Consider the following 20,057-nt stretch of genomic DNA (forward strand, 5'->3'; position numbering starts at 1 on the left):
GACTCATGGCAGTCGTACACTTTCCCCGGCAGTTCATGTCCTACACCAATCAGCATAAAACACATACCACTGAGGGTTCGTGTGTCAGCGATGTGCTAAATAATCTGACTGCACATTATCCCGATCTGATTGGGCCGGTCTTCACTGCGGATCTCCACCCACTGCCGTTCGTGGGGCTGTTCGTCGACGGGATGTCCGTGACCAGTGAGCACGACCGTCTTCGTCCTCTGGACAGTAATGCGCAATTGATTCTGATCAGCGCAGTGGCAGGTGGCTGACATGCAATGCCACCTAAAACCGGAAACAACCCGTTACGCTCGCCAAATCATCCTCTCTGAGGTTGGCACCCAGGGGCAGCAACGCCTTAGAGACAGTAAGGTGCTGGTGGTTGGCGCAGGAGGGTTAGGCTGTCCAGTAATCCTGTATCTGGCAGGTGCCGGTGTCGGGACAATCGGCATCGTTGATAACGACACCGTCGACGTGAGCAATCTACACCGACAAATTCTCTATGCGATTGCCGATGTAGGCGACCTGAAAGTGTTGGCAGCTAAACGCCGCATCAACGAGTTGAATCCGGACATTATGGTCCACACCTTTGACACGACTTTGAACTCGGAGAATGTTCTACCGCTGCTGACGGAATACGACATCATCGTTGATGCAACTGATAACTTCGTCGCCAAATACCTGATAAGTGACGCTTGTATCATTTGCGAAAAACCAATGGTCTATGCCTCGATCAGTCAGTTCGAGGGTCAGGTGGCGGTCTTTAATTATTACAACCGGCATACTCAACAATGGGGGCCGTGTCTCCGGGACCTGTTCGAAACGCCGCCCCCACCGCATTTGACCCAAAACTGCTCGGAAGCAGGCGTTCTTGGCGTCATACCTGGTTTGCTCGGTTGCTTTCAGGCTAATGAAGTACTCAAGCTTATCCTCCGTGTCGGGGAGCCCTTGAGCGGACAATTGTTGTCTATCGACTGCCTCGACAACACTTTCCGCCTGTTGAGTATCAACACAAAAATCCAGGATCGCCCCCCTAGTAAGATGCTTGGTGTTATGACCACGCCTATATGGCGCAATAGCGACTGGCTGTCCCCCGACGCACTACATGACTGGATAGCTAAAAAAGTGCCATTTCAATTGGTCGATGTGCGCGACGTCAGCGAGCATCAACAAGGTTCGCTGGGTGGCCGACTGATTCCGCTCAAAGACATCATCAAGCGCCAAGCAGAACTCGATACCACCCGCCGTATCGTTTTTTATTGCAGATCCGGCGTCAGGAGCAAGGCCGCCCTACTGGCAGTTCGCAGCCTCGACCAGGAAGCGGAACTCTATAGCCTGGAGGGTGGCATAGAACGATATCTGGCGATTTATCCTGATGAACACTACCCCGTCGCTTATTGAACGCCCCTGATTACGCAGTCCCCCTATCCGCACTAAGGAACGTCAATGTCTGCACATTTTTCGGGTAATGCGTGGGTCTTTCCCGGCACCGACCGCCGTTTGCTGAAAGTGCAATTCAGCTTCTTGCTGATGGTCCTGGGGGGACGTTGCAATCAACTGGCGGTCGCCTGGTGGGCATTACAGGAAACAGGCTCTGCGCTCTATTTTGCCAACATGGTCGCTTGTTCCATCGCGACGGAGGTCTTAGCCAAACCCTTGCTGGGATGGCTGGGAGACAAATACAACAAAATCCTGATCATCAAGCTGGCCTCATTGATAAGCTTGCTGACAGCGCTGTTGATGATGATGCTGTCAGCTATGGGGTCGTTTAACCCCTGGACGGTTGGCACGCTAATGATGATCAGCAGCGCGATTGTCGGCGTGCGCGACCCTCTCCAAGCATCGATCATTCCTTTATTTGCAGATGACGATAAAGTTTCCCTCGCCTTTCGGACCAAAAGCGTGATGTCGTCATTTTCAATTTTGCTCGGGCCGGCTCTGGCCAGCGGGTTGATTTACGGATTCGGTATCACCTTCGCCTTTGTCGCCGACTTTATTGCGATTCTCGTCGCTGGAGCGCTGATAGCGACCATCCCGAATCGCATCGGTGCCACTGATCAAGGCGAAAAGGCCGAGTGTGTCAGCGGCTTCAACATGATTTATTCCGGGTTCAAAGTTATTTACGGAGTGAAGGTCGAATTTTATCTGGCGATCATCGCAATGCTTATTAACTTTGCACTATTTCCATTCTTCACCATCCTGATCCCACTATATGTAAAGGACGTCATCCAGTTCCCGGTCACTTATATCGGTCTCCTGGATTCTTGTTTCGGGCTGGGTATTTTAGCGGGCAGCTACAAAATCATCGGCTGGCTATCCGACTGCGTCCCCCGTGATATGTGTGTGTCTGCCGGTTTTGCATTATTGGGATGCAATCTGGTGGTAGTTGGCACCGTTTCATCGTCATTAATCGTACCTGCTGCCTTCTTCTGCGGCGGTGTCGGCTTGATGTTGATCAACATCCCAACTTCAGCTGTGAGGTTATTGGCGACGCCAAAGCTCCACCGCAACCGGATTTTTGCCACCGTGTCATTTCTGTCGGCAGCGGCCAGCCCCTTGGGCAGTTTCGCGATGAATACCCTAGTTGCCTCTTTGGGAGTCGAAATGACAATCACGCTTCTGGGCGTCATGGTGCTGTTGTTGTCTCTGCTCGTCTTTCTGGTACCCGACTTCAAAACTTTCATGCGTTCCCAAGATATGCAGCTCAACGATGCCTACCTCGATAAATACCCTAAAGCGTTTGCGCACTGAAGCGCTTCGTCGCCCTTCGCATCTCACAAACGGAGTGACTTCCAGATGCCCGACCTAAAGGATCGACCTGAATCTGTCCGACACAAACAGATCTTCTGCGGCCAATACTATGACGACTTGGGCTGCACGGGTTTCCTGGGGGATCCATCCAAGGATCGTATCTCGGTTCTGATGCTGGGACTTTCGGACGGTGTGGCGCTGGCGCCAATCGGCGCCAGTACTAGAGTGGCCAGTCTGTTGGCCGTTGATATGGATGAGACCGCACTGGTGCGCAGCCTGGACAATCGGAACCGACTTGCAGCGCATATCGACTTTGAAAGTGTGGTGGCCGATGCCGCTAACTTCCTAGTCGTCACCTCCGACCGGTACGACGTCATTATTGTCGACCTCTATACCCAGAGCGGTTATGCCTCGATCGTGTTTGATCACGGGTTCCACCAACTTTTGAAATGCCGACTCCAACCCCTCGGTCATGTGGTGTTCAACGGTTTTGGCGTCCCTATGAATTTGGACCCGTTCAATGGACCAACGCCCCAAGCTTGGCTCGCTCACTGTTTGAATGACAGTTGGGGCGACATTCATTACCTTCCTCACCGCCGCAATGCGACTTTCGTTATCGGCCCACCGCCTGCAACTAAACTGGATACCATTCCTTCAGCGGAGTTTTTATGCCCCAGTGACCGGCTCTTTATGGACATCATGAGCCTTCGCTTGCGCTATCTGACACCCGCGGTTATCCGTCACGCGTCGCTTGTACCCCCCGCACTGGACTTCGTCGGAATCGATCTGGAAGTGCGAAAACGCTGGATGGAATCGTTACCGGCCTTATCTGCATTGCTTCCAGCCTCACTAAAGCTGAGCGCGCCCAGCGATCTTCGCGAGTTACTGGATGACCCGGATGCATGCCAAGCGCTTCAAGAGCGATTATTTAAGGAGAAGTCACCGTTGCGCATCACCCTGGCCTTGCTGATCGCAGGCGAAGTCAACTTCTCTGACCGAGATGTATCGTGGCTACCAGACTGGGTCGTAGCGACAATTGAGAACAGTGTAGAGATCCACCCACGAGAGTGGCTGGAGGGTTTATTCCCCTACGCCTTTGGCGTCATTACGCACAGAGCTCAAGTAGACGCATCTAAAGTGGAAGGATTTCGAAGGGCGCTAGCACGATTGTCACCTAGTGCCACCTACACACCCACAGCGACAAAATTGCTTGAAAATATCGACTTGTCGGGGGCGACGCCAAACCGCCACCCCCCACTCGTTTAGTCAATGCTCCGGAAAAATTTTCGAAAGCATCAACTCGATCAGCTGTGGATAACTTATTCCACGGTCACCGATTTCGCCAGATTGCGCGGTTGATCAACGTCGGTGCCTTTCAGCACAGCCACGTAGTACGACAGCAACTGCAGCGGGATGGTGTAGAGGATTGGCGACAGGATGTCGTGGATGTGCGGCATGTGCACAACGTGCGTGCCTTCACCATTGGTCATGCCAGCCTTCTCATCTGCGAAAACGATCAGTTGGCCACCCCGGGCGCGGACTTCCTGGAGGTTGGACTTCAGTTTCTCCAGCAGCTCGTTGTTTGGCGCTACGGTCACCACTGGCATGTCGTTATCCACAAGCGCCAGCGGGCCGTGCTTCAGCTCGCCAGCCGGGTAGGCTTCGGCGTGGATGTAGGAAATTTCCTTGAGCTTGAGGGCCCCTTCCATCGCGACCGGGAACTGTGCGCCACGCCCCAGGAACAGGGTGTGGTTCTTCTCGGCGAACAGTTCAGCAATTTTCTCCACGGTGCTGTCCATCGCCAGCGCTTCACCCAGGCGGGTTGGCAAGCGACGCAGTTCTTCGACCAGTGTCGCTTCAACGCCTTTGGCCAACGATCCGTGAACCTGGCCCAGGGACAGGGTCAGTAACAGTAGACCCACCAATTGCGTAGTGAAGGCTTTGGTAGACGCCACGCCGATTTCGCGGCCTGCCTGGGTCAGCAGGGTCAGGTCGGATTCACGCACCAGAGAGCTGATGCCGACGTTGCAGATCGCCAGGCTGGCGAGGAAACCCAGTTCCTTGGCATTGCGCAACGCAGCCAGGGTGTCGGCGGTTTCGCCGGACTGAGAGATGGTCACGAACAGGGTGTCGGGTTGCACCACGACTTTACGGTAGCGGAACTCGCTGGCAACTTCGACTTGGCAGGGGATGCCGGCCAGTTCTTCGAGCCAGTAACGCGCAACCATGCCGGCGTGATAGCTGGTGCCGCAGGCAACGATCTGCACATTGCGCACTTTGGCGAACAGTTCAGCGGCCTGTGGACCGAAAGCCTGTACCAGCACGCCGTTCGGGCTCAAACGACCTTCCAGGGTGCGCTGCACCACGGACGGTTGCTCGTGGATTTCCTTGAGCATGAAATGGCGGAACTCGCCTTTTTCAGCCGCTTCGGCGCCATCGCGATACTGCACGGTCTCACGCTCGACAGCCTTGCCGCTGACATCCCAGATCTGCACGCTGTCGCGGCGAATTTCGGCGATATCACCCTCTTCAAGGTACATGAAACGGTCAGTCACCTGACGCAGTGCCAATTGGTCGGACGCCAGGAAGTTCTCACCCAGGCCCAGGCCGATCACCAGCGGGCTGCCACTGCGGGCTGCCACCAGGCGATCAGGTTGCTTCGCGCTGATGACTGCCAGGCCATAAGCACCGTGCAGTTCCTTTACTGTTGCCTTGAGGGCCTCGGCCAGGTCAGGAAGGTCCTTGAGTTTGTGGTTCAGCAGGTGGGCGATGACTTCGGTGTCAGTGTCTGAAGTGAAAACGTAACCCAGAGACTTGAGTTGTTCACGCAGGGCTTCATGGTTTTCGATAATGCCGTTGTGCACCACGGCCAGATCGCCAGAGAAGTGCGGATGCGCGTTGCGTTCGCACGGTGCACCGTGAGTAGCCCAGCGAGTGTGGGCAATACCCAGACGACCAACCAGTGCTTCTTCGGCCAAGGCCTGCTCGAGTTCGCTGACCTTGCCCGGGCGACGCGCGCGCTCGAGCTTCTGATCGTTGGTGTACACCGCCACGCCGGCGCTGTCATACCCACGGTATTCCAGGCGCTTGAGGCCCTCGACCAGGATGGCGGTGATATTACGTTCTGCAACTGCGCCGACAATTCCACACATGTTATTTCTCCTGACTGACAGCCGCGCAAATCAAAGTGATACCGCGGGCTTGAATCTGATCCCGCGCTTCGAGCGACAGGCGATCATCGGTAATGAGGGTATGGATGCTGCTCCAGGGCAGTTCCAGGTTGGGAATCTTGCGACCGATCTTGTCGGCCTCCACCATCACGACCACTTCACGGGCGACTTCTGCCATCACTCGGCTAAGTCCCAGCAGTTCGTTGAAGGTGGTTGTACCGCGGACCAGATCAATACCATCGGCGCCGATGAACAATTGATCGAAGTCGTAGGAGCGTAGTACCTGCTCGGCGACCTGCCCCTGAAAGGACTCGGAATGCGGGTCCCAGGTGCCGCCGGTCATCAACAGCACCGGCTCATGCTCGAGTTCGCTCAAGGCATTGGCGACGTGAAGGGAGTTGGTCATCACCACGAGGCCCGGTTGCTGCCCCAGTTCCGGAATCATCGATGCGGTGGTGCTGCCGCTGTCGATGATGATGCGTGCGTGTTCGCGAATCCGTGCAACAGCTGCGCGGGCAATGGCCTGCTTGTACCTGGAGACCGGTTGACTCAGGTCGGCCACTAATTCCTGAGGCAAGGTGATGGCGCCGCCATAACGACGCAGCAGCAGACCGTTGCTTTCAAGTGCGGCCAGATCCTTGCGAATCGTAACTTCAGAGGTTTCGAAGCGCTTTGCCAATTCATCCACACTGACTTCGCCCTGCTCGTTGAGCAAGGCCAGGATGTTGTGGCGCCTTTGAGGTGTGTTGCGCTTCGACATGATTTGATAAGTTTCGATTCGAAAGATAACGGAAGCAATCAAAACCTATCGAGGAAATTTCGTCAAGCGCGGATCGATCAAAAGACTCTATGGATAAAATAATTAACAGCAAGCCCCCTGAGGTAAGCGAGGCCAGCCGGTTAATATTATTAACAGCCATTTTGCTGTGAATAACTTCCACAAAACACCGAGGTGTGGATAACTTAGCTCTTCTTGAGCTTCTCTGGTCGCTTCCAACCGTCGATGTTCTTCTGGCGAGCACGGGCTACTGCCAACTGCGCTTTATCCACAGTAGAGGTAATAGTCGAACCGGCTGCCGTAGTCGCACCAGACAAGATATCCACAGGTGCCACCAACGAGTTGTTGGAACCGATGAACACGTCTTCACCCAGCACCGTTTTCCACTTGTTGGCGCCATCGTAGTTACAGGTAATGGTGCCCGCACCGATGTTGGTGCGTGCGCCCACTTCGGCATCGCCAAGGTAGGTCAAATGGCCTGCCTTGGCACCTTCGCCCAGGTGAGCATTTTTCAACTCGACAAAGTTACCCACATGCGCCCGCGCTTCGAGCACAGTGCCTGGACGCAAACGCGCGAACGGACCGGCATCGCTGCCTTCACCGAGAATCGCCCCTTCGATATGGCTGTTGGCCTTGATCACGACGCCTTTACGCAAGGTGCTGTCCTTGATCACGCAGTTCGGGCCAATGACCACGTCGTCTTCAATGACGACGTTACCTTCGAGGATCACATTGATATCGATCAGCACGTCGCGACCCACACTGATATCACCCCGGACATCGAAACGGGCCGGGTCGCGCAAGGTCACGCCTTGAGCCATCAAGCGACGGCCGGCGCGCAGCTGATAATGACGCTCAAGATCGGAAAGCTGCTTACGGTCGTTGGCGCCCTGCACTTCCATGGCGTCGTGGGGCTGTTCGGTGGCCACCACCAGACCGTCGCTGACTGCCATTTCAATCACGTCGGTCAAGTAGTACTCGCCCTGCGCGTTGTTGTTCGACAGGCGACCCGTCCAGTCGGCCAGGCGATCGGCCGGAACCGCGAGGATCCCGGTATTGCCTTCCTTGATGGCGCGCTGGGCTTCGTTGGCGTCCTTGTGCTCGACGATGGCAGAGACCTTGCCATCATTGTCGCGAACGATGCGGCCGTAACCGGTTGCGTCATCCAGTTCGACGGTAAGCAGGCCCATCTGCCCAGGCACTACAAGCTTGAGCAAACGCTGCAGGGTTTCGATTTCAATCAAGGGCACATCACCGTATAGCACCAGCACGGTGTCGGACTTGATGAAAGGAACGGCCTGGGCCACGGCATGACCGGTACCCAATTGTTTGTCCTGGAGGACGAAGTTCAGATCGTCAGCGGCCAAACGCTCGCGTACCACATCGGCACCATGGCCAATCACCACGTGAATGCGCTGTGGATCAAGTTGTCGGGCGCTGTGGATAACATGGCCGAGCATCGAATTGCCGGCAATCGGGTGCAAGACCTTTGGCAGGGCCGAACGCATGCGGGTGCCCTGGCCAGCAGCGAGGATAACGATTTCAAGAGACATGACTGGCTACCAATCCTGGGTGGTCAGCGGCTGCGACCAACGTGATGAATATCGGGAAAATAAAAAAGGGTAGCCGAGGCTACCCTTTTTAATCAATCACACAACAAGCGCTGCCTTAGTGGCCGAACTTCTTGCGGATCTGCTGGACGGTACGCAGCTGGGCTGCGGCCTCGGCCAGACGTGCGGCAGCGGAACCGTAATCGAACTCCGCGCCCCGCTCATGCAAGGCCTTTTCGGCAGCCTTGACGGCTTCCTGAGCGGAAGCTTCGTCCAGGTCGGCAGCACGTTGCACGGTGTCGGCAAGAACCTTGACCATGTTCGGCTGAACCTCGAGGAAACCACCGGAGATGTAGTACACCTCCTCTTCCCCGCCCTGCTTGACCAGGCGGATCGGACCTGGCTTCAGATTAGTGATCAGCGGCGCGTGACCCAGGGCGATACCAAGATCACCCAGTGCACCGTGCGCAATCACCATCTCGACCAGACCGGAAAAGATTTCCCCTTCCGCGCTGACGATATCGCAATGGACTGTCATAGCCATCTGATTGCCTCAACCTAAATTAGCGCCCGTTTCCGGGCGCCGGGATTACAGTTTCTTGGCTTTCTCGATCGCTTCTTCGATGCCGCCAACCATGTAGAACGCTTGTTCTGGCAGGTGGTCGTAGTCACCGTTGAGGATGCCTTTGAAGCCAGCAATGGTGTCTTTCAGGGAAACGTATTTACCCGATGCACCGGTGAAGACTTCAGCCACGAAGAACGGCTGCGACAAGAAACGCTGGATCTTACGAGCACGGTTTACCAACTGCTTGTCGGCTTCCGACAGCTCGTCCATACCCAGGATCGCAATGATGTCCTTCAGTTCTTTGTAACGCTGCAGAACGTACTGGACGCCGCGAGCGGTGTCGTAGTGGTCCTGGCCGATAACGTTCGGGTCCAGCTGGCGCGAAGTCGAGTCCAGTGGGTCTACCGCTGGGTAGATACCCAGGGAAGCGATGTCACGGGACAGAACGACGGTGGCGTCCAAGTGGGCGAAGGTGGTCGCTGGCGACGGGTCGGTCAAGTCGTCCGCAGGTACGTATACCGCTTGGATCGAAGTGATCGAACCTTCCTTGGTCGAAGTGATACGTTCTTGCAGAACGCCCATCTCTTCAGCCAGGGTCGGCTGGTAACCTACTGCCGAAGGCATACGGCCCAGCAGTGCGGATACTTCAGTACCGGCCAGGGTGTAACGATAGATGTTGTCGACGAACAGCAGAACGTCGTTACCTTCGTCACGGAACTTCTCGGCCATGGTCAGGCCGGTCAGTGCTACGCGCAGACGGTTACCCGGCGGCTCGTTCATCTGACCGTAAACCAGTGCCACTTTGTCCAGAACGTTGGAGTCCTTCATCTCGTGGTAGAAGTCGTTACCCTCACGAGTACGCTCACCCACACCGGCGAACACGGAATAACCGCTGTGCTCGATGGCGATGTTACGGATCAGTTCCATCATGTTTACGGTTTTGCCTACACCGGCACCACCGAACAGACCAACTTTACCACCCTTGGCGAACGGGCAAACCAGGTCGATAACCTTGATGCCGGTTTCCAGCAGGTCGTTGCCGCCTGCTTGTTCAGCGAACGAAGGCGCTGCACGGTGGATACCCCAACGCTCGTCGGTGGCGATTGGGCCAGCTTCGTCGATCGGGTTGCCCAGTACGTCCATGATCCGGCCCAGGGTCGCTTTACCGACCGGTACGGAGATGGCTGCGCCAGAGTCGGTCACTTCCAGACCGCGCTTCAAGCCCTCGGTGGAACCCATCGCAATGGTACGAACCACGCCGTCGCCCAGCTGCTGCTGAACTTCCAGGGTGGTTTCAGCCGCGCTCACTACTTTCAGCGCGTTGTAGATGCTCGGTACGCTGTCGCGTGGAAATTCCACGTCGATAACGGCGCCGATGATTTGAACGATACGTCCGCTACTCATAGCTGGATCCTCTGAATATTTGAACCGTTAAACCGCGGCAGCGCCGCCGACGATTTCCGAGATCTCTTGGGTGATCGCAGCCTGACGCGCCTTGTTGTAGACCAGCTGCAAATCGCTGATCAAATCACCGGCGTTGTCGGTAGCGTTCTTCATCGCGATCATCCGCGCAGCTTGTTCAGCCGCGTTGTTCTCGACCACCGCCTGGTAGACTTGCGACTCAACGTAGCGGACCATCAAGCCGTCAAGCAGCTCTTTGGCATCCGGTTCGTAGAGATAGTCCCAGTGGTGCTTGAGGTCCTGATCCGGGGTTGCCACCAGTGGAATCAATTGCTCCACGGTAGGCTGTTGCGTCATGGTGTTGATGAACTTGTTGGAAACCACGGACAGGCGGTCAATACGGCCGTCCAGGTAGGCATCCAGCATCACTTTGACGCTACCGATCAAGTCGTTGATCGACGGCTCTTCACCCAGGTGGCTGATAGCTGCTACGACGTTGCCGCCGAAGTTGCGGAAAAAGGCCGCACCCTTGCTACCCACTACACACAGATCAATCTCGACGCCTTTCTCGCGGTTTACCGCCATGTCCTTGACCAGGGCCTTGAACAGGTTGGTGTTCAAGCCACCGCACAGACCACGGTCACTGCTCACTACGACATAACCAACACGCTTGATTTCGCGGTCGATCATGAACGGGTGGCGGTATTCCGGGTTGGCGTTGGCCAGATGCCCAATAACCTGGCGGATGCGCTCCGCATAAGGACGGCTAGCAGCCATGCGCATTTGTGCCTTGCGCATTTTGCTGACCGCCACTTTTTCCATGGCGCTGGTAATTTTTTGCGTGCTTTTGATGCTCGCAATCTTACTGCGAATCTCTTTTGCGCCTGCCATGTAACACCTATCAGGTTAGCAAGCGGGAGCCTTGCGGCTCCCGCTGCGGCTTACCAGGTTTGGGTGGCCTTGAACTTCTCGATACCGGCTTTCATGCCAGCGTCGATATCGTCATTGAAGTCACCCTTCACGTTGATCTTCGCCATCAATTCGGCGTGATCGCGGTTGAAGTAAGCAATCAGCGCTTGTTCAAAGCTGCCGACCTTGGCGATTTCGACGTCAGTCAGGAACCCACGCTCAGCGGCATACAGCGACAACGCCATGTCAGCGATCGACATTGGGGCGTATTGCTTCTGCTTCATCAGCTCGGTAACGCGCTGACCATGCTCAAGTTGCTTACGGGTCGCTTCGTCCAGGTCAGAAGCGAACTGGGCGAATGCCGCCAGTTCACGGTACTGAGCCAGAGCGGTACGGATACCACCGGACAGCTTCTTGATGATCTTGGTCTGAGCGGCACCACCCACACGGGATACCGAAACACCGGCGTTCACTGCAGGGCGGATGCCCGAGTTGAACATGGCCGATTCCAGGAAGATCTGACCGTCGGTGATGGAAATCACGTTGGTCGGAACGAACGCGGAAACGTCGCCAGCCTGGGTTTCGATGATCGGCAGTGCGGTCAGGGAACCGGTTTTGCCGGTCACTGCGCCGTTGGTGAACTTCTCTACGTACTCTTCCGAAACGCGGGATGCGCGCTCCAGCAGACGGGAGTGGAGATAGAACACGTCGCCTGGGTAAGCTTCACGGCCTGGTGGACGGCGCAGCAGCAGGGAAATCTGGCGGTAAGCCACTGCTTGCTTGGACAGATCGTCATAAACGATCAGCGCGTCTTCACCGCGGTCGCGGAAGAATTCACCCATGGTGCAACCGGAGTACGGTGCCAGGAATTGCAGCGCAGGAGATTCCGAAGCACTGGCAGCCACGATGATCGTGTTGGCCAGGGCGCCGTTTTCTTCCAGCTTGCGAACCACGTTGGCGATGGTCGATTGTTTCTGACCAATGGCTACGTATACGCAGAAAATGCCGCTGTTCTTCTGGTTGATGATCGCGTCGATCGCCAGAGCGGTTTTACCGATCTGACGGTCACCGATGATCAGCTCACGCTGGCCACGGCCGACAGGGATCATGGCATCGACAGCCTTGTAGCCAGTCTGTACAGGCTGGTCTACCGACTTACGCCAGATCACGCCTGGAGCAACTTTCTCGACCGCGTCGGTCTCGGTGTTGCCCAGTGGACCTTTGCCGTCAACAGGGTTACCCAGTGCGTCGACTACGCGACCCAGCAGTTCCTTACCAACTGGAACTTCGAGGATGCGGCCGGTGCACTTGGCGCTCATGCCTTCAGCCAGAGACTGGTATGCGCCCAAAACAACGGCACCTACGGAGTCTTGCTCCAGGTTGAGGGCCATACCGTAGACGCCGCCCGGAAACTCGATCATCTCGCCGTACATGACGTCGGCCAGACCGTGAATCCGCACGATGCCGTCAGATACGCTGACGACAGTGCCTTCGTTACGGGCTTGGGAGGTCACATCGAGCTTGTCGATGCGGCCCTTGATAATTTCACTTATTTCGGAAGGATTGAGTTGCTGCATTGCTCTGCTGCCCCTTCAAACTCAAGATTTCAATGCTTCGGCAAGTTTCGCGATTTTGCCGCGAATCGAGCCATCGATAACCAGGTCGCCGGCGCGGATTACGACACCACCTATCAGGGCGGCATCCTCCGCAACTTGCAGGCGCACTTCCCGGTTGAGTCGTGCACTGAGAACCTTGGCGAGTTTGTCTTGCTGTTCTTGGTTCAATGCAAATGCACTGGTCACTTCAACGTCTACCGACTTCTCTTGCTCGGCCTTGTACAGGTCGAACAGAGCGGAAATCTCCGGCAACAGCGGGAGACGGTCGTTTTCGGCAACGACGTTGATGAAATTCTGTGCCTTGGCATCGAACTTGTCGCCGCACACGTCAATGAACGTGGCGGCCTTTTCTGCGCTCGTCAGTCGCGGGGCCTTGAGCACGCGCTGCAGGGTATCGTCTTGCGATACCGCTGCTGCCAGGCCGAGCATGGCTGACCAATTGGCCAGTTGCTGGTGGGCCTGAGCGTGCTCGAAGGCCGCCTTAGCGTAAGGTCGGGCCAACGTGGTCAGTTCTGCCATGATCGCCCTCGCTTAGATTTCAGCAGCCAGTTGGTTAACCAGCTCTGCGTGCGCGTTTTGATCGATTGTGGCACCCAGGATCTTCTCGGCGCCGCCGACTGCCAGCAAGCCCACTTGGGCACGCAGCGCGTCTTTGACACTGTTCAGTTCCTGTTCGATCTCGGCCTGAGCCTGAACCTTCACACGGTCAGCGTCGATACGGGCTTTTTCAACAGCCTCTTCAACAATCTGATTACCGCGTTTCTTGGCTTGCTCGATGATTTCAGCTGCCTGAGCTTTCGCTTCGCGCAGTTGCTGACCCGCTTTCTCTTGGGCCAACTCCAGGTCGCGAGCTGCACGGCTGGCAGCGTCCAGACCATCAGCGATCTTCTTTTGACGTTCGTGCAATGCCGCAATGACCGGAGGCCATACGAACTTCATGCAGAACAGTACAAAAATCAGGAACGCAACGGACTGGCCAATCAGGGTCGCATTAATGTTCACGCCAACACCTCGCAGTTACGTTGTCCATCACACCAAATTACCCGGAAGATCCGAGTAATCAGCCAGCGATTTGACCAACGAACGGGTTCGCAAAGGTGAAGAACAGAGCGATACCAACACCGATCATGGTTACGGCGTCGAGCAGACCGGCAACGATGAACATTTTAACTTGCAGCATTGGAACCATTTCTGGCTGACGCGCTGCGCCTTCCAGGAACTTGCCACCCAACAGGCCGAAACCAATTGCGGTACCCAGTGCGCCCAGGCCGATCAACAGTGCAACAGCGATAGCGGTTAGACCAACTACAGTTTCCATCTTTCCTCCCGACTTTTACGTCGTATGGTTTAGGTTTTTTTAATTTAAAGCGGTAAAACAAATCGTTTCAGATGCCCCGTGAAGAGCACCCTCCCGTTTGACCAGGAGGGACATCAGACTAGTCGAGACTGGTCTTAATGGTTTTCTTCGTGCGCCATCGACAAATAAACAATGGTCAGCATCATGAAGATGAACGCCTGCAGGGTAATGATCAGGATGTGGAACACAGCCCACGCCCACTGCAGAACAACGCCCAGGCCACTAAGCCAGAGCAGGCCGCTGCCGAACATCACAGCGATCAGAATGAACACCAGTTCGCCGGCATACATGTTGCCGAACAGACGCAGGGCCAGGGAGATCGGCTTGGCGATCAGGGTCACGAATTCCAGCAGGAAGTTCACCGGGATCAGCAGGGCCTGAACGAAGATGTTCTTGCTGCCGAACGGGTGCAGGGTCAGCTCGCCGATGAAACCGCCGAGGCCCTTGACCTTGATGCTATAGAAAATGATCAGTGCGAAAACCGAGAACGCCATGCCCAGGGTCGCGTTCGGGTCGGTCGTCGACACGGCGCGGAACGGGATGTGGGAGTCGCCGGAGATCAGGATGGCCAGCTGAGGAATCCAGTCGACCGGTACCAGGTCGACGGCGTTCATCAGGAACACCCAGACGAAGATGGTCAGTGCCAGCGGTGCAATCACCGGGCTACGGCCATGGAAGCTGTCTTTCACGCTGCCATCGACGAATTCGACCAATACTTCAACGAAGTTTTGCAAAGCACCTGGTTGCCCGGAAGTCGCTTTCTTGGCCGCCATGCGGAAAAGAAGAACGAAGATCAGACCCAATGCGACCGACCAGCCGAGGGTATCGACGTGGAAAGCCCAGAAGCCCATTTCCTTGGCTTCTGCTGCGGTGTGGGCAAAGCCCCAGCCGCCGGTAGGGTGCTGACCGAAGGTCAGGTTCTGCAAGTGGTGCTGGATATAGCCCGAAGCGGTTGTTTCTGCCATGGTTGCCTCAAACGCCCTAAGGTCTCGAAAGTCTTGTTCTCATCAGCAGGGGAGCGAACCAGCTGACTGACTGAGTCAGCACGAAGACACCGAATACTGCAATCGGTGCCAGTGGCTTCACACCTGCGAACACCAGTGCAAACAGCACTGCCGTCAAAATCAGTTTGCCTGCCTCGCCGGCATAAAAAGACCGGACGATGGACTGGGCTGCTCGGGCGCCGGAAAACCGAAATGCCCTGTGAGCAAAATAAACATTGGGCAGCAAGGCTATCAGGCCTCCGCAAAGTCCCGAGTACCCGGCAACGACTCCATGCCATTGCCAGAGCGCCAAAGCAGCAATCAGCAAAACGACAAATTGAGCCATTAACACCGGAAAAACTGCCAGGCGATGGAAGGGCAAGCGGTTTGGCGTGCGGGTTTCCATCACTATTGCTCTCCAATGGTCGGCTGCCAGAATTCAATAACTTGGCATAATTTGTGCCGACAAAATGCGCGCAGAGTATAGGGGCGGTTCTGCCCCTATTCAACTGTCAGGTAGTGATTTCCGACTGCGCGCTACATAAGGAATTGTTTCAGCGAATGTGTGCGAGCACACCCTGAAGTTCATCCAAAGAGTTGTAGCCAATAACCAGTTGCCCTTTACCCTTCTTCCCGTGGCGAATCTGCACCGCAGAGCCTAGGCGCTCGGCCAGGCGCTGTTCCAGGCGAGCAATATCCGGGTCCGGTTTCGAGGGTTCCACGGGCTCCGGTTTGCCACTCAACCACTGGCGAACCAGTGCTTCAGTCTGGCGCACGGTCAGCCCGCGTGCGACAACATGTCGCGCCCCTTCAACCTGTTGATTATCCGGCAAACCGAGCAATGCCCGGGCATGACCCATTTCCAGGTCACCGTGGGACAGCATGGTCTTGATGACTTCCGGCAGCGAAATCAGGCGCAGCAGGTTGGCCACTGTTACCCGGGACTTGCCCACGGCTTCGGCGACTTGTTGCTGGGTCAGCTGGAATTCGGTCTGCAGGCGCTGCAAGGCCACCGCTTCTTCGATCGGATTGAGATCTTCGCGCTGGATGTTCTCGATCAGCGCAATGGCGATCGCGGTTTCATCCGGTACATCACGCACCATCGCCGGGATAGTTTCCTGGCCAGCTTGCTGGCTGGCACGCCAGCGGCGTTCGCCGGCAATGATTTCGTAGCGACCGCTACCGATCGGCCGCACAACGATCGGCTGCATCACGCCTTGTGCCTTGATCGATTGCGCCAGCTCTTCGAGCGCCTGGGGATCCATATCGCGACGCGGCTGGTACTTGCCGCGCTGCAGCAGATCCAGCGGCAGGTGCTGCAGCTCTCGCTGATCGGCCTGCACCGCCTGTTCTTCCAGCGCGCTGACACTCGGACCACTCAGCAGTGCATCCAGTCCACGTCCGAGACCTCGTTTCTTGACGGCCATGGGGATTCCTTAAGTTGCCTGAGCAGCGGCGATGCGTGAGTTTTTGCGTTGGCGACGGACCATTTCGCCCGCCAGGGCCAAATAGGCCACGGCACCGCGCGATGATTTGTCGTACGCCAGGGCCGGCATGCCGTAGCTCGGCGCTTCCGCCAGGCGGATGTTGCGCGGAATGACCGTGTCGTACAGCTGATCGCCGAAGTGTTCCTTGAGCTGGGCCGATACATCGTTCATCAGGCTCAGGCGCGGGTCGTACATCGTACGCAACAGGCCTTCAACCTTGAGGTTCGGATTGAGCAGCTCGGCGATGCGCTTGATGTTATCCACAAGGTCGCTCAAGCCTTCGAGTGCGAAATACTCACACTGCATGGGGATAATCACCCCGTCGGCGGCTACCAGTGCGTTCAAGGTCAGCATCGAGAGTGACGGCGGGCAGTCGATCAAAATGTAATCGTAGTTTTCGCGGATCGGCGCCAACGCACTGCGCAGGCGGCTCTCCTTCATCTGCATTTCCAGCAGAACCACTTCGGCCGCGGTCAGGTCCCGGTTGGCCGGCAACAGCTGGTAACCGCCGTGCTCGGAGAAATGCATGGCCTGGGCCAGGTCGCATTCCCCGATCAACAGGTCATAGACCGAGTTTTCCAGGCCGTGTTTATCCACACCGCTACCCATGGTGGCGTTGCCCTGTGGATCGAGATCGATCAGCAATACCCGACGCTTGGTTGCGACCAGGGATGCTGCGAGGTTGATACAGGTGGTGGTCTTGCCCACACCACCCTTTTGGTTCGCTATCGCGAATACCTTAGCCATTCTTGCTTGTGTTCCCAATCATGCCGTGCGGCGCAGTATCAGCAGATGGCGTTGGCCTTGGCAACCAGGAACGGCCAGGGCGTGTTCGCTATCGAGGTGGAAGTCTGTCGGCAATGCTACCAGCTCATCGGCGGGATGAACGCCCTTCATTGCCAGCCAGCGTGTATCGGTGTCACCGAGGTGGCGCGTCCAGTTGCTGAAGTTTTCCATGCTGCTGAAGGCCCGGGAGATGATCCCGTTGAAGGGTTGTGCAGGCTGGAACGCTTCGACGCGACTGTGGATAACTTGCAGGTTATCCAGTTTCAGCTCGAGTTTGACCTGGGTCAGGAAGCGGGTTTTCTTGCCGTTGCTGTCCAGGCAGGTCACTTGTGACTCGGGAAAGAGGATGGCCAGGGGAATGCCCGGCATACCGCCACCGCTTCCAACGTCGAGCCAGCGACCGTTTTCGACGAACGACATCACGCTCAGACTATCGAGCAAATGACGGGACACCATTTCGTCAGGATCGCGGACCGCGGTGAGGTTGTAGGCCTTGTTCCATTTTATCAACAGGGCCAGATAACCCAGCAGCTGTGCATGCTGGGTTTCGGTCAGGGCGACACCGAGCTGACGAGCGCCTGTGGATAACTCTTCTGCGTGTTGCGGGGTGACCAACGAACTCAAGCGCTTTGCTCCAACTGACGGCCCGCGCCGCGTTTTTTCAGATGAATCATCAACAGGGAAATGGCTGCTGGTGTCACGCCCGGGATGCGTGACGCCTGACCCAATGTCTCTGGACGGGTCGCGCCGAGCTTGCTCTGGATCTCTTTGGACAGGCCGGAAATGTTCGTGTAATCGATATCCACAGGCAGTTTGGTGTCTTCGCTGGCCCGCAAACGCGCGATTTCATCCTGCTGGCGGTCGATGTAACCCGCGTACTTGGTCTTGATTTCGACCTGCTCGGCAACCTGTGGATCTTCTGCGCCCCCACCGGTCACGGCGATCAGACCAGCGTAGTCGATTTCCGGACGGCTCAGCAGATTGAGCAAGTTGTATTCGTGGGTCAGTGGCGTACCGAATTTTTCGGCAATCGCATCGCCCTGTTCGGTGCCCGGCCGTACCCAGGTGCTTTTCAGACGCTGCTCTTCCAGCTCGATGCTTTCGCGTTTTTTGCAGAACGCTGCCCAACGCACGTCATCGACAAGACCCAATTCGCGGCCTTTTTCGGTCAAGCGCAGGTCAGCGTTGTCTTCACGCAGGATCAGGCGATATTCGGCACGGGAGGTAAACATCCGGTACGGCTCCTGGGTCCCGAGCGTAATCAGGTCGTCGACCAATACGCCGATGTAGGCTTCGTCTCGACGCGGGCACCAGGCATCTTTTCCTTGGGCACGCAGTGCGGCGTTGGTCCCGGCCAGCAAACCCTGGGCGCCGGCTTCTTCGTAACCGGTGGTGCCATTGATTTGCCCGGCAAAAAACAGACCACCGATGACTTTGGTTTCCAGGCTGTACTTCAGGTCACGCGGGTCGAAATAGTCGTATTCGATCGCGTAGCCCGGACGCACGATGTGTGCGTTTTCCATGCCGCGGATCGATTGCACGATCTGCAATTGCACATCGAACGGCAAGGAAGTGGAAATTCCGTTCGGGTACAGCTCGTTTGTCGTCAAGCCTTCCGGTTCGATGAAGACCTGATGGCTCTGCTTGTCAGCAAACCGATGGATCTTGTCTTCGATCGACGGGCAATAACGCGGGCCGATACCTTCGATCTCACCAGCAGCGGAATACATCGGCGAACGGTCGAGGTTCGCGGCAATGATTTCGTGAGTGCGTGCATTGGTGTGGGTAATCCAGCAACTGACCTGTCGCGGATGCTGCTCTTTGGACCCCATGAACGACATCACCGGAATCGGCGTATCGCCTGCTTGCTCGGTCATCACGGAAAAATCCACGGACCGTGCGTCGATACGCGGCGGTGTTCCGGTTTTCAGGCGACCAACACGCAGTGGCAATTCCCGAAGACGCTGAGCTAGCGCAATCGATGGCGGATCACCAGCGCGACCGCCGGAGAAATTCTGCAAACCGATGTGGATAAGTCCGCCAAGGAAGGTACCTGTGGTCAAGACGACCGAATCGGCGAGGAAACGCAGGCCCATTTGGGTGACAACACCACGGACTTGTTCTTGCTCGACGATCAAGTCATCAGCTGCCTGTTGAAATATCCACAGGTTCGGCTGGTTTTCCAGGATTTCGCGTACGGCCGCCTTGTACAGAACCCGATCCGCCTGAGCGCGGGTTGCACGTACGGCTGGGCCTTTGCGGCTATTCAACACGCGAAACTGGATGCCGCCCTTATCGGTAGCAATGGCCATCGCACCGCCGAGGGCGTCGATTTCCTTGACCAGATGGCTTTTGCCTATCCCGCCAATGGCCGGGTTGCAACTCATGGCACCGAGGGTTTCCACGTTATGCGTCAGCAATAGGGTCTTGACCCCCATACGTGCTGAGGCCAGTGCTGCCTCGGTACCGGCATGACCGCCGCCGATGACGATCACTTCAAAACGGGAAGGGAAATCCACCACGCACCTCGTGCCTGCTTAAGTAGGTAATTCAGGAATAGTTTGAGCTCAGGTTTTCGGACCTGGTCGACAAGTATAGGGACTTCGCCCTTCCTAAAGAACCCTTTGCACAAAATTTAACCAGCTGTGGAAAAGTGGCGGTTATAGAAATTAAAAAGAGAGAAATTTATTAAATCTTT

20 protein-coding genes are annotated in these 20,057 nt (G+C 56.3%); 4 read left to right on the top strand and 16 right to left on the bottom strand.

Annotation, left to right across the window (positions count from 1 at the left end; genetic code table 11):
- Positions 1-5: 5 nt before the first annotated feature.
- From PG5_RS15055 to PG5_RS15070, 4 genes are read left to right on the top strand one after another with little or no spacing between them, the layout of a single operon-like run.
- Positions 6-278 (top strand): MoaD/ThiS family protein, encoded by a 273-nt coding sequence (locus PG5_RS15055; protein WP_020797977.1) that lies wholly within the window; start codon positions 6-8, stop codon positions 276-278.
- 1 nt (position 279) lies between these two features.
- Positions 280-1,407, top strand: coding sequence for a HesA/MoeB/ThiF family protein (locus PG5_RS15060; protein ID WP_020797978.1), 1,128 nt, complete (start codon positions 280-282; stop codon positions 1,405-1,407).
- 45 nt (positions 1,408-1,452) lie between these two features.
- Positions 1,453-2,757, top strand: a complete 1,305-nt coding sequence (locus tag PG5_RS15065; protein ID WP_020797979.1) for an MFS transporter — start codon at positions 1,453-1,455, stop codon at positions 2,755-2,757.
- A 45-nt stretch (positions 2,758-2,802) separates the two neighbouring features.
- On the top strand, positions 2,803-4,023 hold the full coding sequence (locus PG5_RS15070) for a spermidine synthase (RefSeq protein WP_020797980.1): 1,221 nt from the start codon (positions 2,803-2,805) through the stop codon (positions 4,021-4,023).
- Positions 4,024-4,076: 53 nt separating this feature from the next.
- On the opposite strand, the gene glmS is transcribed toward PG5_RS15070, so the two are convergent.
- The 16 genes from glmS to mnmG form a co-directional block, all read right to left on the bottom strand.
- Positions 4,077-5,909 carry a glutamine--fructose-6-phosphate transaminase (isomerizing) gene (gene glmS, locus PG5_RS15075; protein ID WP_020797981.1) on the bottom strand — a complete coding sequence of 611 codons (1,833 nt, stop codon included), beginning with the start codon at positions 5,907-5,909 and terminating at the stop codon, positions 4,077-4,079.
- A 1-nt stretch (position 5,910) separates the two neighbouring features.
- Positions 5,911-6,690 (bottom strand): DeoR family transcriptional regulator, encoded by a 780-nt coding sequence (locus tag PG5_RS15080; RefSeq protein WP_173667189.1) that lies wholly within the window; start codon positions 6,688-6,690, stop codon positions 5,911-5,913.
- 200 nt (positions 6,691-6,890) lie between these two features.
- Entirely contained in the window at positions 6,891-8,258 is a 1,368-nt protein-coding gene (gene glmU / locus PG5_RS15085) for a bifunctional UDP-N-acetylglucosamine diphosphorylase/glucosamine-1-phosphate N-acetyltransferase GlmU (protein ID WP_020797983.1), read from the bottom strand.
- A gap of 115 nt (positions 8,259-8,373) precedes the next feature.
- Positions 8,374-8,799, bottom strand: a complete 426-nt coding sequence (locus PG5_RS15090; protein ID WP_007969909.1) for a F0F1 ATP synthase subunit epsilon — start codon at positions 8,797-8,799, stop codon at positions 8,374-8,376.
- A gap of 45 nt (positions 8,800-8,844) precedes the next feature.
- Positions 8,845-10,224 (bottom strand): F0F1 ATP synthase subunit beta, encoded by a 1,380-nt coding sequence (atpD, locus tag PG5_RS15095; RefSeq protein WP_020797984.1) that lies wholly within the window; start codon positions 10,222-10,224, stop codon positions 8,845-8,847.
- 27 nt (positions 10,225-10,251) lie between these two features.
- The gene (gene atpG, locus PG5_RS15100) at positions 10,252-11,112 is read right to left on the bottom strand and encodes a F0F1 ATP synthase subunit gamma (protein ID WP_008064595.1); all 861 of its coding nucleotides are present in this window, start codon (positions 11,110-11,112) and stop codon (positions 10,252-10,254) included.
- 50 nt (positions 11,113-11,162) lie between these two features.
- Positions 11,163-12,707, bottom strand: coding sequence for a F0F1 ATP synthase subunit alpha (atpA, locus tag PG5_RS15105; protein WP_020797985.1), 1,545 nt, complete (start codon positions 12,705-12,707; stop codon positions 11,163-11,165).
- 21 nt (positions 12,708-12,728) lie between these two features.
- Complete coding sequence (locus PG5_RS15110) at positions 12,729-13,265, bottom strand: F0F1 ATP synthase subunit delta (protein WP_008064599.1); 537 nt, start codon at positions 13,263-13,265, stop codon at positions 12,729-12,731.
- A gap of 12 nt (positions 13,266-13,277) precedes the next feature.
- Positions 13,278-13,748, bottom strand: a complete 471-nt coding sequence (locus tag PG5_RS15115) for a F0F1 ATP synthase subunit B (protein WP_008064601.1) — start codon at positions 13,746-13,748, stop codon at positions 13,278-13,280.
- Between the two features lie 58 nt (positions 13,749-13,806).
- Positions 13,807-14,064, bottom strand: coding sequence for a F0F1 ATP synthase subunit C (gene atpE / locus PG5_RS15120; RefSeq protein WP_003097235.1), 258 nt, complete (start codon positions 14,062-14,064; stop codon positions 13,807-13,809).
- A gap of 134 nt (positions 14,065-14,198) precedes the next feature.
- Entirely contained in the window at positions 14,199-15,068 is an 870-nt protein-coding gene (atpB, locus tag PG5_RS15125; RefSeq protein WP_020797986.1) for a F0F1 ATP synthase subunit A, read from the bottom strand.
- Positions 15,069-15,084: 16 nt separating this feature from the next.
- Positions 15,085-15,492 (bottom strand): F0F1 ATP synthase subunit I, encoded by a 408-nt coding sequence (locus PG5_RS15130; protein ID WP_008064605.1) that lies wholly within the window; start codon positions 15,490-15,492, stop codon positions 15,085-15,087.
- A 148-nt stretch (positions 15,493-15,640) separates the two neighbouring features.
- On the bottom strand, positions 15,641-16,513 hold the full coding sequence (locus PG5_RS15135; RefSeq protein ID WP_008064607.1) for a ParB/RepB/Spo0J family partition protein: 873 nt from the start codon (positions 16,511-16,513) through the stop codon (positions 15,641-15,643).
- Positions 16,514-16,522: 9 nt separating this feature from the next.
- On the bottom strand, positions 16,523-17,320 hold the full coding sequence (locus PG5_RS15140) for a ParA family protein (protein ID WP_008064610.1): 798 nt from the start codon (positions 17,318-17,320) through the stop codon (positions 16,523-16,525).
- A gap of 18 nt (positions 17,321-17,338) precedes the next feature.
- Positions 17,339-17,983 (bottom strand): 16S rRNA (guanine(527)-N(7))-methyltransferase RsmG, encoded by a 645-nt coding sequence (gene rsmG / locus PG5_RS15145; RefSeq protein ID WP_008064612.1) that lies wholly within the window; start codon positions 17,981-17,983, stop codon positions 17,339-17,341.
- Positions 17,980-19,878, bottom strand: coding sequence for a tRNA uridine-5-carboxymethylaminomethyl(34) synthesis enzyme MnmG (gene mnmG / locus PG5_RS15150; RefSeq protein ID WP_020797988.1), 1,899 nt, complete (start codon positions 19,876-19,878; stop codon positions 17,980-17,982). Before mnmG ends, rsmG begins: the two co-directional genes overlap by 4 nt.
- Positions 19,879-20,057 lie beyond the last annotated feature (179 nt).

It is taken from the genome of Pseudomonas sp. G5(2012) (assembly GCF_000408945.1).
GTDB lineage: Bacteria > Pseudomonadota > Gammaproteobacteria > Pseudomonadales > Pseudomonadaceae > Aquipseudomonas > Aquipseudomonas umsongensis.